Genomic DNA, 13,585 nt, shown 5'->3' on the forward strand with positions numbered 1-13,585 from the left:
TGAAAAGCGAATATATGGCATAGATAATATGAGGAATTGTAATATATGATCGAGGCGAATTTACAAAAATACATAGCTTTTGTCAAAACAGTGGAGCTGGGCAGCCTGTCAAAGGCTGCGCAGGCACTTTCCTATTCGCAGTCCGGAATCAGCCGTATGCTGCAGGATCTGGAACGGGAATGGAACATTACCCTGCTGGAACGGGACCGAGCGGGTGTCCGCCTGACTTCCGATGGCATGCGGCTTCTTCCTTATGCCCAGCAGCTTTGCCGAGAGTATTATAAGATGCAGGAGCAGATCGATCAGATCAGTGGGCTGAAAAGTGGGCTGATCCGTATCGGTACATTTTCCAGTGTGGCAACACACTGGCTGCCCAAAATGATCGGAAGTTTTCAGGCAGAATATCCGGGGATCGATTATGAACTGCTTTTAGGGGATTATTCGGAGATCGAGCAGTGGATCGCAGAGGGACGTGTGGATTGCGGTTTTTTACGTCTGCCAACCAGAAAGGAGTTTGTGAGTATGCATCTGGCGGCAGATGAGCAGATGGTTGTATTGCCGAAAGCACATCCGCTGGCGGCTGTGGAACGTTTTCCGGTAAAGGCACTGGACGGTGCAGAATTTATGCTGCTGCAGAAGGGCGGCGATGATGATGTATCCGTGCTGTTACAGGAAAATGGACTTAAACCTCATATTAAGTTTACAACATGGGATGATTATGCGATTATGTCTATGGTAGAGCAGGGATTCGGCATCAGCATTCTGCCACGCCTGATCCTGCAGCGGATCCCTTACGATATCTGTATCAAACCACTGGATCAGCCGATTTACCGGCAGATCGGGATCGCCATGCGAAGTGAAAATGTTTCTGCTGCCATGCAGAAATTTTTGCAATATGTTACGGTACCGGAAGTAAAATAAGAAATTTCCGATATTCCGATATACAGAGAGAGAAAGGATAGAAGATCTCATGCAGAAAGAGAAGAAATCCAATTCCATGGATATGATCCACGGAAGTCTTTGGAATAAAATATTATTATTTGCACTGCCACTGGCAGCAAGCAGTATTTTGCAGCAGTTGTTTAATTCGGTAGACACCGCGGTGGTCGGACGGTTTGCCAGCAGTCAGGCACTGGCAGCAGTCGGCAGCAACAGCTCCCTGATCTCTTTAATGATCAATTTATTTCTGGGGGTATCGCTGGGCTCCAATGTTGTGATCGCACATTATATCGGGCAGGGATCTGAGAAAAATATTAAGGCAGCAGTCCACACGGCGATGCTTGTAGCGGTTTTGTGCGGCTTTTTTGTGCTCCTGCTCGGGCAGGTGATCGCAAGACCGGTATTGCTTCTGATGGGAACGCCGGAGGATGTGATCGATCTGGCAGTATTATATCTGCGGATCTATCTGCTTGGTATGCCCTGCATCATGCTTTATGATTTTGGGGCATCTATCCTGCGAAGTACAGGGGACAGTAAAAGACCTTTGTATGCGCTGATCGCAGCGGGCATTATCAATACGATCCTCAATCTGATACTGGTCATCGGCTTTGGGCTGGGTGTTTCCGGTGTTGCCATTGCAACAGTCATCTCCAATATGGTCAGTGCAGGGATCGTGTTATCCATTCTGCTGCATGAAAAAGAGCCGATCAGAGTAGAATTGAAACAACTCAGTATTGTACCAAAGGAACTGAAGAAAATTCTGGTGATCGGTATTCCGGCGGGACTGCAGGGAATGATGTTTTCCATTGCCAATGTCTGTATCCAGAGTGCGATCAACAGCTTTGGCTCTAATGCGATAGCGGGAAGTGCCGCTGCACTGAACTTCGAATTTTTCGCGTATTTTATTGTCAATGCATTTGCACAGACGACCGTTACCTTCACGAGCCAGAATTACGGAGCGGGAGAAGTGGACAGATGTAAAAAGATATTCCGGTTGAATATGGTGTTTTCCCTTCTGTTCTGCGGTATGCTTTCTGCAATTTTTGTACTGGGCAGAGGATTTTTCCTGCGGCTGTATACAACCGATGAAGCGGTACTGGTATTTGCAGCGCAGCGACTTCTGATCGCAACGACACTGGAGCTTCTGACCTCCACCTATGAGATCAGCGCAGGTGCCATGCGCGGACTGGGACATTCCCTGCTTCCGGCGATCATTACCTGTGTCGGCTCCTGTCTGCTCAGGCTTGTATGGATCGCGACAGCGTGTCGGATGGTGCATGATTTCCGTGTGCTGATGATCATTTATCCGATCTCGTGGATCATCACGGGAACAGCTATGCTGACAGCTTATTTCTGTATCCGTAAAAAATGCTTTAAAAGCCTTGGCAGGTTTTGACGTATGTAGGCAGGTTTGTTATAATAAAAACTGGTGATTTTATGGACTGTAAAGAAACAGAACGAAGAATATCCCGCTTTCTGGCAAATGATCTGACAGGGCGGGAACTCATACAATTTATAGAGCATGTGGAAGGCTGTGAATCCTGCAAGGAGGAGCTGACGATCCAGTATCTTTCTTCTGAGGGTATTGCGCGCTTGGAGGAAGGAAAAACTTTTGATCTTGACCGGGAACTGACGGAATATATGCATACGACGGTCAGGAAGTACAAGCTGCGCCGAAAGATTCGGTTTGGCATATTAGTACTGGAAATTCTGGCAATACTGATCATTGCAGGTGTGTTTGCCTACGCATTACTTTGAAAGAAGCAAGAGGGTATTTATGAGCGAAAAATTAGTGTTGATCGATGGTCACAGTATTTTGAACCGGGCATTTTACGGAGTTCCGGATCTGACAAATACAGAAGGACTGCATACAAATGCCATTTATGGCTTTCTGAATATCATGTTTAAGATCATAGAGGAAGAAGATCCGACATATCTGGCGGTCGCTTTTGATCTGAGTGCACCGACCTTCCGCCATAAGATGTATGATGCGTATAAAGGGACGAGAAAGCCAATGCCGCAGGAGCTTAGGGAGCAGGTCCCGGTCATGAAAGAGGTGCTTTCCGCTATGGGCATCCTGACAATGGAGCAGGAGGGCTTTGAAGCGGATGATATTCTCGGGACAATGGCAAAGCGGGCGGAAAAAGAAGGTGTTTCGGTCGCGCTTGTATCGGGAGACAGAGATCTGTTGCAGATCGCTACGGATAAGATCAAGATCCGCATTCCAAAGACAAAGGGTGCGAGAACAGAGATTGAAGATTATTATGCAAAAGATGTAGAAGAAAAATATCACGTAAATCCGCAGCAGTTCATTGAACTCAAGGCGCTGATGGGAGATACGGCAGACAATATTCCGGGCGTTCCGAAGGTCGGAGAAAAGACAGCCACTGCTTTGATGGAGCAGTACGGAAGCATTGAAAATATTTATGCGCATCTTGAGGAGATCTCCAAAAACAGCATCCGGACATCGCTTGCGGAAAACAGAGAGCTTGCAGATCTGTCCAAAAAGCTGGCAACGATCGATATTGATGCGCCGATCCGCTACACACTGGCAGATGCCAGAACCGGTAATTTCTATACGCCTGAGGCTTATGCCTATATGAAAAAGTTAGCCTTTAAAAACATGCTCAGCCGTTTTGATGCACAGGACAGACAGGAATCCGATGTCAGGGAAAGCATCTGTATCACGGAAATGCAGAAGGCAGAGGAGATTTTTGCTCTCTGCAAAAAAGCGGAAAAGACTGCTTTTTATGTGCTGGGAGAAAGCGTGCTGCTTTCCTGCGGACAGGAGAATTATTACATTCCTGCGCAGGGCTTTCTGACATTTGCCTATTTACAGGGAAAGCTGCAGGAGCTGTTTGAAGCCTGTAAAAAAGAAGGGCATCTGCTTCTGACATTCGATGTGAAGAAGTTTTATGGACTGTTTTCAATGGACCGCGCAGATGTCAGCAGTTTTTTTGATACAAAGCTTGCAGCGTACCTGCTCAATCCTTTGAAAAGTGAATATACGCTGGAAGATATTGCGCAGGAATACAGAAATGTAATGCTGATGGATTATAAGCAGCAGTTCGGGAAAAAATCTGTTGCCGAGAGCATGGAAACCGAGGAAGAAAAGTTTACGCAGTATGCGGGCGGGCTGATCCAGACAATCTATGACAGCTACGAAAAGCTGGCAGATGCACTTGCACAGACTGCTATGGAATATCTGTATGACGAGATCGAGATGCCGCTTACTTATGTGCTCTACGCCATGGAAAAAGAAGGCGTGATCGTACAGAAGGAAGAGTTAAAGCATTACGGTGAGCAGCTGGCAGAAAAGATCGCTGTTGTGGAGCAGCGTATTTATGATACGGTCGGAGAGAAGTTTAACATCAATTCGCCCAAGCAGCTTGGTGTGATATTATTTGAAAAAATGCAGCTTAAGGGTGGCAAGAAAACAAAGACAGGCTATTCCACGGCTGCGGATATTCTGGAAAAGTTAGCACCGGATTACCCGGTTGTAAATGATATTCTGGAATACAGAGGACTTACAAAATTAAAATCAACTTATGCGGACGGACTTGCGGACTGTATCGCAGAGGATGGCAGGATCCATACAAACTTTAACCAGATGATCACGGCGACGGGACGTATTTCTTCCACAGAGCCGAATCTGCAGAACATTCCGATGCGTATGGAACTGGGACGGCTGATCCGTAAGGTGTTTGTACCGAAGCCGGGCTGCGTATTTATGGATGCGGATTACTCCCAAATCGAGCTGCGTATCCTGGCGCATATGTCTGAAGATGAGGAGTTAATTGAGGCTTACCGGATGTCTGAGGATATCCACAGGATCACAGCATCCAAGGTATTCCACACGCCGTTTGAAGAAGTAACGGATCTGCAGAGAAGAAATGCAAAGGCAGTCAATTTCGGTATCGTATATGGGATCAGCTCCTTTGGACTGAGTCAGGATCTGAGCATCAGCCGGAAGGAAGCAAGTGCTTATATCGAGCAGTATTTTGAAACATATCCTGGCGTAAAGCGTTTCCTGGACAACTGTATTGCCAAGGCAAAGGAAACGGGCGAGAGCCGTACGATGTATGGCAGGCGCAGACCGATCCCAGAGCTTTCCAGCTCTAACTTCATGCAGCGTCAGTTCGGTGAACGTGTGGCGATGAATGCGCCGATCCAGGGAACAGCGGCTGACATTATGAAGATCGCCATGATCCGTGTCTATGATTCGCTGGAAAGAGAAGGGCTGAAGAGCCGCATTTTATTACAGGTGCATGATGAACTGCTTCTGGAAGTCTGGGAAGATGAAGTGGAGAAGGTACGGGAGATCCTGATGCGTGATATGAAGGGCGCAGCAGAGCTTTCCGTTTCACTCGAAATAGATGTACACACAGGAAAAAACTGGTACGAGGCAAAATAATATGAAACTGATCGGTGTGACCGGAGGTGTCGGCGCAGGCAAATCGCAGGTGCTTGGCTATATCCGGGATACGTATAAAGCAAGGATTCTTCTGGCGGATGATGCTGCCAATGATCTGAAAAAGCCGGGCATGCCCTGTTATGAACCGGTGATAGAAACACTTGGCAGGCAGATCCTGCAGGAAGATGGAACAATCAACAATAAAAAGATGGCAGAGGCAATCTTTGCATCGCCTGAAAAGCTGGCACAGATCAATGCGATCATACATCCGGCGGTGCGTACTTATATTATGGAGCAGATCCGGCTGGAAAGGGAAAGCGGAGTCAATGACTTTTTCTTTCTGGAGGCGGCACTTCTGATCGAAGAGCATTATGATGAGGTCGTGGATGAGCTCTGGTATGTATATGCCAATGAGCAGGTACGTTACAAACGGCTGAAAGACAGCCGCGGTTATTCGGACGAAAAGACGGCTTCTATTATCAGCAGGCAGCAGCCGGATGCGGTATTTCGCAGCAAATGTGATTTTGTGCTGGATAATTCCGGTGATTTTGAGAATACCAAACAGCAGATAGATGAGAAATTGGGGGTATACCTGTGCAAAGAGCAGACAGCAAACAGCATAAGTTAATCTACGGTCTTGATATCGGAACGAGAAGCATTGTAGGAACAGTCGGCTATATGGAAAAGGATCATTTTGTGGTAGTGGCACAGAAGGTCAGAGAGCATGAAACACGTGCCATGCTCGATGGACAGATCCATGATATCGGTGCAGTAGGTGAAACGATCCGGGATGTGACGGATGAACTGGAAAAGGAACTGGATATCACGCTTTCCCAGGTCTGTATCGCAGCGGCAGGTCGTGTTTTACAGACTGTGACAACTTCTGTGGAGATCGATCTGGAAGGCGAAAAGCTCATTACAAAAGAAGATATTTTTGCACTGGATTCCTATGGCATTGAAAAGGCATATGAACAGTTCCAGAAGGAAAACGAGCTGGATATGAAATTTTACTGCGTGGGCTATACGGTCATGCGCTATTATATGAATCATTACCCGATGAGCAATCTGGAAAATCATAAGGCAAAGATCATTGCGGCGGATCTGATCGCTACTTTCCTGCCGGATGATGTTGTGGACGGACTTTACAAAGCAGTGGAGCTGGCAGGGCTTGAGGTTGCCAATCTGACACTGGAGCCTATCGCAGCTATGGCAGTGGCGATCCCGCAGATGTACCGGATGCTGAATATCGCTCTGATCGATGTCGGCGCGGGAACAAGCGATATTTCCATTACAAAGGACGGCAGTATTGTGGCATATGGTATGCTGCCGGTTGCAGGGGACTGTCTGACAGAGGATATTGCCAGACATTGTCTGGTCGATTTCACGACAGCGGAGATGATCAAACGCGGGATCGAGCATAGTGATACAGTGGAATATAAGGATATTATGGGACTGCCACAGACGATCAGCAAGGAAGAAGTGCTTTCGGTCTGCTCAGCCCATCTGACAGAAATGGCGGAACAGGCGGCGGACAAGATCATGGAACTGAACGGGGATAAACCGGTCAGCGCGGTCTTTGTTGTCGGCGGCGGCGGAAAGATCGAGGGCTATACACAGCTCGTGGCAGACAGACTCGGAATTGCCAGAGAGCGTTGTGCACTGCGTGGAGAAGAAGTTATGCAAAAAATCGACTTCCTGCCGGGCGACATCAAGAAGGACTCCATGCTCGTGACACCTGTCGGTATCTGTCTGAACTATTATGAGCAGAGTAACAACTTTGTATTTGTGACATTGAACGGAGAACGCGTCAAATTATATGATAACAACAAGCTGGCGGTGGTGGATGCTGCCATTCAGGCTGAGATCCCGAATGATGCACTGTTCCCGAAGCGCGGGGAATCCCTGACCTTTACCTTTAACGGAAAGCAGAAAGTGATCCGCGGGGAACGGGGAGAATCAGCCGTGATCCTTCTGAACGGAGAACCGGCGGATATCCATACGCCGATCCGTGGAAATGACAGGATCGAGATCAAAGAATCCACAGCCGGTGCAGCGGCTGTGATGGAGCTTGGAAAGTTAGCAGAGTACAACCAGGAGATCCATATTACCGTAAACGGGCAGAGCATTACGCTTCCAAAGTTTGCTTCGGCAAACGGGGAACTGCAGTCTGCCTTTTATCAGATCCGGGAAGGCGACGAGATCGAGCTGCTGAATTATTATACGGTACAGCAGGTGACGGAAGTTATGGATGTGCTGCTGGATCCTGCCATGCAGATATTGATCAATCATGAACCTGCGGATATGGATTCCAAGGTCTATGATAATTTTACACTGGAGTGGAAGCTGGCAGAAGAAAAGCCGGCAGAAACCAAAGAACCGGAGCAGAAAACAGAAGCGGGGGCAGCGGTGGAGGCGACTGCGATAACGGCAGTTGGATCAGAGACTGTGGAACCGGCAGAAACAGTGCAGGCAGATACAGAGGCCGGAGAACAGGAGCAGCCTGACAGAGCAAATACACAGGAAAGCAGAAAAACGGGCAGAACTGGCGGCAGTATGCTGGAAAAAGCAAGACAGTCCGCACAGCAGATTGCGGATGCACCGATAACGGAAGAAGTAGAGGAAGAACTGAAGCAGATGCGGGCGAATGCAGCGGCAGAACGGATCGCAGCATTTGCAACAGCCTATAACAGCGGGCAGGGTATGCCACAGCCTGTGCAGCAGAAACAGGCATTACAGACACCGCCTGCACAACCGGAACCGGTACAGGCAACCGAACAGCCGGCGCCGGCAGAAGCAACGCAAACGCCACAGCAGTCGGCAGATGCCATCACTGCAGTGACTGTCACGGTAAATGGTGAAAAGCTGACACTGACGGGCAAGAAAGATTATATTTACGTGGATGTATTTGACCACATCGATTTTGACCTGTCAAAGCCGAAAGGTAAAACAGTGGAAACACTGATCAACGGAAGAAGAGCACAGTATGTGGAACCGCTGAAAACGGGTGATGTGCTTGAGATATTCTGGAAGGACTAGAAATGAGACTACTTAGTATTGCGAGCGGAAGCAGTGGAAACTGCATTTATGTGGGGGATGATACAACACATATCCTGATCGATGCGGGGATCAGCGGGAAGCGGATCGAAGCGGGACTGAATTCGATCGGGGTCAGCGGAAAGGATCTGGATGCGGTCTTTGTGACCCATGAACATATTGATCACATCAGCGGGATCGGGGTTTTGTCCCGCAAATATGATGTACCGATCTATGCAACAAACGGAACGATAGCAGGTATCAGTACGACGCGTTCGGTCGGAGATATCGATGACCAGTTATACCAGGTAATACATAAAAATGAGAATATCACGGTAGGCGGACTTCTGATCAAAGCCGTTCCAATCTCACATGATGCGGCGGAGCCTGTCTGTTATACGATCACAAACGGAAAAAGTCATGCGGCGATCGCAACGGATATGGGCTGTTATTCGGAGGAGATCGTAGAAAATCTGAAGGGTATGGATGCCATATTGCTGGAGGCGAACCATGATGTCAATATGCTGCAGGTCGGTCCTTATCCTTATTATCTGAAACAGCGTATTTTAGGAAACAAAGGTCATTTATCCAATGAAACGGCGGGAAAGCTTTTATGTGAGCTTCTGCATGATGATCTGAAATATGTCCTGCTGGGACATCTGAGTAAGGAAAACAATCTGCCGCAGCTTGCGCATGAGGCAGTCAGGCTGGAGATCACGATGGGAGAAACCCCATATCAGGCAAATGATTTTGATATTACGGTAGCAAGCAGAAGTGAACCGACAAAGCTCCTGGAGTTTTGACGGATCTATTTATCAAGAAAGACTTGCAAGAACAGATAGGAAAGTTTAAGATGATGTAGACAAGTTTGTTACAGAAGCAGAAGAGGAGAAGAAACCATGAAAAAAACGATTATCACTGTAGTTGGAAAAGATACGGTAGGTATTATTGCGAAGGTATGTGCATATCTGGCAGAGAAGCAGATCAACATTCTGGATATCTCACAGACGATCGTATCCGGTTATTTTAATATGATGATGGTTGTAGACAGAACAAATGCAACCAACTCCTTTGGTGATATGGCAGATGAGATGGAAAAGGTCGGAGAAGAGATCGGCGTTGTGATCAAATGCCAGAGAGAAGAGATTTTCGACAAAATGCATAGAATCTAATTAAGGAGAATACCCATGATTAATCGTGTTGAAGTAAATGAAACAAATGAAATGATCGAAAAGGAAAATCTGGATGTGCGTACCATTACGATCGGTATCAGCCTTCTGGATTGTATCGATGCAGATCTGGAAAACTGTAAAAAGAAGATCTACAGCAAGATCAAACAGACAGCAAAGGATCTTGTTGCAACGGGAAATGAGATTGAAAAGGAATTTGGTATTCCGATCGTAAATAAAAGAATCAGCGTTACCCCGATCGCCCTGATCGGCGGAGCCTGCTGTCAGAAACCGGAAGATTTTGCACAGATCGCAGTTGTGCTTGATGAGGTGGCAAAGGAAGTCGGTGTCAACTTTATCGGTGGTTATTCCGCACTCGTATCCAAGGGCATGACAAAGGCAGATAAAATGCTGATTGAATCCATTCCGATGGCATTATCCTCTACAGAGCGTGTCTGCAGCTCCATCAACCTTGGTTCTACCAAAACGGGTATCAATATGGATGCTGTCAAGCTGATGGGTGAGATCATCAAACAGACAGCAGAGTATACAAAAGAAGATGATTCTCTTGGCTGTGCCAAGCTCGTTGTATTCTGTAACGCACCGGATGATAATCCGTTTATGGCGGGCGCATTCCATGGTGTAACAGAAGCCGATGCGATCATCAATGTCGGTGTATCCGGACCGGGCGTTGTCAGAACAGCACTGGAAAAGGTACGCGGCGAGAATTTTGAAGTATTATGTGAAACGATCAAAAAGACAGCTTTTAAGGTAACCAGAGTCGGACAGCTTGTAGCAAAAGAAGCCTCCAAGATGCTGGGCATTCCGTTCGGAATCGTAGATCTTTCTCTGGCACCGACGCCGGCGATCGGAGATTCCGTGGCAGATATCCTCTGCGAGATCGGACTGGAATATGCAGGTGCACCGGGTACAACGGCAGCACTTGCTCTTTTGAACGATCAGGTAAAGAAGGGCGGCGTTATGGCTTCCTCTTATGTAGGTGGTCTGAGTGGTGCTTTTATTCCGGTCAGCGAAGATCAGGGTATGATCGATGCGGTAACAGCAGGTGCGCTGACGATCGAAAAGCTCGAAGCAATGACTTGTGTCTGCTCCGTTGGTCTTGATATGATCGCCATTCCGGGCGATACAAAGGCAACGACCATTTCCGGTATTATCGCAGATGAAATGGCGATCGGTATGGTAAACCAGAAGACAACCGCAGTCCGTATCATTCCGGTGATCGGAAAGGGTGTGGGAGAAAAGGTAGAATTTGGTGGACTTTTAGGCTATGCACCGATCATGCCTGTCAATCCATATTCTTGTGATGCGTTTGTAAATCGTGGCGGACGGATTCCTGCGCCAATCCACAGCTTTAAGAACTAATAAAGGATATAAGAAAAGAGGAGAAATGCAAGATTGCATTTCTCCTCTTTTGTTTTATACGTTACATATACGTTACAGTTTTATGATTGGTCTTGTATATTCGTTCTGCATTTCCGTCTGATACTTATCTGCGATGATACTCTCATAAATATGTGCCGCTAAAATATCGTGGTGGAACTGACGCTGCGCAAGGTCGGTTGCCAGATCTTTTCCATCGGAAACCTTTGTGATGATCGGAATGGAAGTGTACTGGTGCAGGGCTTTCATCACACCCAGACCGCCGATATCTTCCCGGAAACCAAGCACACGCGCATAGAATACAGTACCGTTGTTGCGATAGGCATACAGATCTGATTTTTTCAGATTCAGCAGGATATGGCAGAGCATACGGCTGACTCTTGCATAAGTGACATTTTTGGATTTCAAAATATCACAGAGCGTTTCGTAATCATAAGATTTATACAAGTTCTTTAAGATCCTGTCGGAAAGATCTTCATTGATATCGACGAAACGGCTGTAGCCTCTGGATTCTTCCACAAGCAGCTTATATTTCAGCATGGCAGAAAAATCACGCGGGAAAACAGGGAAGGTCTTCTCGTAGTTTTCAGCCAGGATGTCATACACATTGGACGGAACCTGATCGCGGATCAGCTCCAAAGAGCCCGGTGTATGTAACGCCTGTCTGAGTGCAAGCGAAGAACTGAAGCTGTCACTGAAGCGGTAAGAGTGATAATCGGCTCCTGTACGCTGGATCGTCACAGGCTTGATCTTACTGCCGCGGCGGATAATGCTTTTGATATATTCAATGCCGAGAATGTTATTCGGACTGCCAATGATATTTTCGTTGGCGGCAAATTCCGGCATACAATGGACAAGTGCTGTATTTCTTGCGGTAGGATAAGAGCGTCCGATCGCAAGCTCGGCCTTTAGTGTCTTTTTATAAGCCTCCGGCTCATCTACAAGGATCTGGGCAATGGGGCGGAGCATATCGATACTGCCACATTCACTACCGAAGCAAAGCGTATCCACAATACCGAGACTGTCCAAAAGGGCAACCGCACCGTCTGCGAAATACTCTGCGCTGGCGCAGGCATAGCAGCTTGGCAGTTCGATCACAACATCAGCACCGTTCATCAGAGCCATACGTGCTCGAGCATATTTATCCATGATGGCGGGTGTACCGCGCTGTGTAAAATCACCACTCATGACAACGACGACAGCATCTGCGCCGGTTAATTTTTTAGCCTGTTCAATATGGTAGGCATGCCCTTTGTGAAAAGGATTATATTCTGCAATAATTCCTGTAACCTTCATATCGAATTCCTCCATTACAAATCATATCAAGCCTTTTTTGCAAACAGCACAATTATATATGGGACAATGTTGTGCAACTATGACTTCTGATATCTCTTTTACATATTAGTAACTATATCATATTTGTGATTCGTGCACAATCATAACAGGGTTATTTTCTCAAGATTTTGCTTAAATTGTATGATATTTTGCACAAAAAAAGAGGGGGATTTCCTTGTACTTCAAAACACCTTAGATTATAATAGAAGAAATGAAACAAGCGGAAAGGAGACGGAGATGTCTTACATAGATCAAATCAAAGAAAAAGCAAGAGCAGATAAAAAAACGATCGTATTACCGGAGACAAATGACAAGCGTACATTGATCGCAGCATCCCATATTCTGGAAGAGGGGATCGCAGATATTATTATGATCGGTGATGAGGAAAAGATCATGGACGGTGCAGGATGGCTGGAAGTAGAGCTGGATGGTGTGACTGTGATCAATCCGCAGACGACTGATAAACTGGAAAAATATGTAGAACTTTTGTATGAAACAAGAAAAGCAAAGGGCATGACAATGGAAAAGGCAAGGGAAACACTGCTGAACGATTATCTGACCTTTGGCGTTATGATGGTAAAAGCAAATGATGCAGATGGCATGGTGGCAGGTGCCTGTCATGCAACGGCGGATACGCTCAGACCTGCACTGCAGATCTTAAAGACTGCACCGGGCGTTAAGCTGGTATCCGGCTTCTTTATCTTAGATGTACCGGATTGCAAATACGGCGCAAACGGTACATTCCTGTTTGCAGACTGTGGTCTGAACCAGGATCCGAATGCGGAAGAACTGGCCGCGATCGCAGAGTCCTCTGCAAAGAGCTTCCAGTCACTGGTCGGTGCAAAGCCGATCATTGCCATGCTGTCCCATTCCACAAAGGGAAGTGCAAAGCATCCGCTGGTTGATAAAGTGGTAGAAGCAACAAAGATTGCAAAAGAGCAGTATCCGTATCTTTGCATCGATGGCGAGCTGCAGACAGATGCAGCACTTGTCCCGTCCGTAGCAAAGGCAAAAGCACCGGGCTCAGAAGTGGCAGGTAAAGCAAACGTTCTTGTATTCCCGAACCTCGACTGTGGAAATATCGGCTATAAGCTGGTACAGCGTCTTGGCAAAGCAGAAGCCTATGGCCCAATGCTGCAAGGTATCGCAAAGCCGGTCAATGATCTGTCCCGTGGATGTTCCTGGGAAGATATCGTTGGTGTGGTAGCCCTGACTGCCGTACAGGCACAGCTTGTGTAGTTGCACAGGTAAGATTGAATCAATTTTATATTTCAATAAAACAGAAAGGCTATGT

The 13,585-nt window shown here is 47.0% G+C and carries 11 protein-coding genes; 10 read left to right on the plus strand and 1 reads right to left on the minus strand.

Annotation, left to right across the window (positions count from 1 at the left end):
* Positions 1–45: 45 nt before the first annotated feature.
* The 9 genes from KQI22_RS11200 (at position 46) to KQI22_RS11240 (ending at position 10,938) form a co-directional block, all read left to right on the plus strand.
* A complete protein-coding gene (locus KQI22_RS11200) occupies positions 46–921 on the plus strand; it encodes a LysR family transcriptional regulator (RefSeq protein ID WP_253293613.1) in 876 nt (291 codons plus the stop codon).
* A gap of 49 nt (positions 922–970) precedes the next feature.
* A complete protein-coding gene (locus tag KQI22_RS11205) occupies positions 971–2,335 on the plus strand; it encodes an MATE family efflux transporter (RefSeq protein WP_253293614.1) in 1,365 nt (454 codons plus the stop codon).
* Between the two features lie 41 nt (positions 2,336–2,376).
* Positions 2,377–2,697: a zf-HC2 domain-containing protein gene (locus KQI22_RS11210; protein WP_216552368.1), complete on the plus strand. Its 321-nt coding sequence runs from the start codon at positions 2,377–2,379 to the stop codon at positions 2,695–2,697.
* 19 nt (positions 2,698–2,716) lie between these two features.
* Entirely contained in the window at positions 2,717–5,353 is a 2,637-nt protein-coding gene (gene polA, locus KQI22_RS11215) for a DNA polymerase I (RefSeq protein ID WP_216552370.1), read from the plus strand.
* A 1-nt stretch (position 5,354) separates the two neighbouring features.
* Positions 5,355–5,981: a dephospho-CoA kinase gene (coaE, locus tag KQI22_RS11220; protein WP_216552372.1), complete on the plus strand. Its 627-nt coding sequence runs from the start codon at positions 5,355–5,357 to the stop codon at positions 5,979–5,981.
* Complete coding sequence (locus tag KQI22_RS11225; protein ID WP_330623361.1) at positions 5,948–8,389, plus strand: cell division protein FtsA; 2,442 nt, start codon at positions 5,948–5,950, stop codon at positions 8,387–8,389. The genes coaE and KQI22_RS11225 overlap by 34 nt, the downstream gene beginning before the upstream one ends.
* A 2-nt stretch (positions 8,390–8,391) precedes the next feature.
* Positions 8,392–9,189: an MBL fold metallo-hydrolase gene (locus tag KQI22_RS11230; RefSeq protein WP_216552374.1), complete on the plus strand. Its 798-nt coding sequence runs from the start codon at positions 8,392–8,394 to the stop codon at positions 9,187–9,189.
* 96 nt (positions 9,190–9,285) lie between these two features.
* Positions 9,286–9,558 (plus strand): ACT domain-containing protein, encoded by a 273-nt coding sequence (locus KQI22_RS11235; RefSeq protein WP_216552375.1) that lies wholly within the window; start codon positions 9,286–9,288, stop codon positions 9,556–9,558.
* Between the two features lie 15 nt (positions 9,559–9,573).
* Positions 9,574–10,938, plus strand: a complete 1,365-nt coding sequence (locus KQI22_RS11240; protein WP_216552377.1) for a PFL family protein — start codon at positions 9,574–9,576, stop codon at positions 10,936–10,938.
* 72 nt (positions 10,939–11,010) lie between these two features.
* Here KQI22_RS11240 and KQI22_RS11245 read toward each other — a convergent pair whose 3' ends face one another.
* Positions 11,011–12,252 (minus strand): nucleotidyltransferase, encoded by a 1,242-nt coding sequence (locus KQI22_RS11245; RefSeq protein WP_216552380.1) that lies wholly within the window; start codon positions 12,250–12,252, stop codon positions 11,011–11,013.
* Positions 12,253–12,528: 276 nt separating this feature from the next.
* On the opposite strand from KQI22_RS11245, the gene pta reads away from it, so the two are divergent.
* Positions 12,529–13,530, plus strand: coding sequence for a phosphate acetyltransferase (gene pta / locus KQI22_RS11250; RefSeq protein WP_216552381.1), 1,002 nt, complete (start codon positions 12,529–12,531; stop codon positions 13,528–13,530).
* The last annotated feature ends 55 nt before the right edge of the window (positions 13,531–13,585 follow it).

Origin of the sequence: Kineothrix sp. MSJ-39 (assembly GCF_018917935.1) — a bacterium.
Lineage (GTDB): Bacteria > Bacillota > Clostridia > Lachnospirales > Lachnospiraceae > CAG-194.

Coding starts and splice junctions, on each gene's coding strand:
- KQI22_RS11200 (WP_253293613.1), top strand. CDS start 46: ATGATCGAGGCGAATTTACAAAAATACATAGCTTTTGTCAAAACAGTG.
- KQI22_RS11205 (WP_253293614.1), top strand. CDS start 971: ATGCAGAAAGAGAAGAAATCCAATTCCATGGATATGATCCACGGAAGT.
- KQI22_RS11210 (WP_216552368.1), top strand. CDS start 2,377: ATGGACTGTAAAGAAACAGAACGAAGAATATCCCGCTTTCTGGCAAAT.
- polA (WP_216552370.1), top strand. CDS start 2,717: ATGAGCGAAAAATTAGTGTTGATCGATGGTCACAGTATTTTGAACCGG.
- coaE (WP_216552372.1), top strand. CDS start 5,355: ATGAAACTGATCGGTGTGACCGGAGGTGTCGGCGCAGGCAAATCGCAG.
- KQI22_RS11230 (WP_216552374.1), top strand. CDS start 8,392: ATGAGACTACTTAGTATTGCGAGCGGAAGCAGTGGAAACTGCATTTAT.
- KQI22_RS11235 (WP_216552375.1), top strand. CDS start 9,286: ATGAAAAAAACGATTATCACTGTAGTTGGAAAAGATACGGTAGGTATT.
- KQI22_RS11240 (WP_216552377.1), top strand. CDS start 9,574: ATGATTAATCGTGTTGAAGTAAATGAAACAAATGAAATGATCGAAAAG.
- KQI22_RS11245 (WP_216552380.1), bottom strand. CDS start 12,252: ATGAAGGTTACAGGAATTATTGCAGAATATAATCCTTTTCACAAAGGG.
- pta (WP_216552381.1), top strand. CDS start 12,529: ATGTCTTACATAGATCAAATCAAAGAAAAAGCAAGAGCAGATAAAAAA.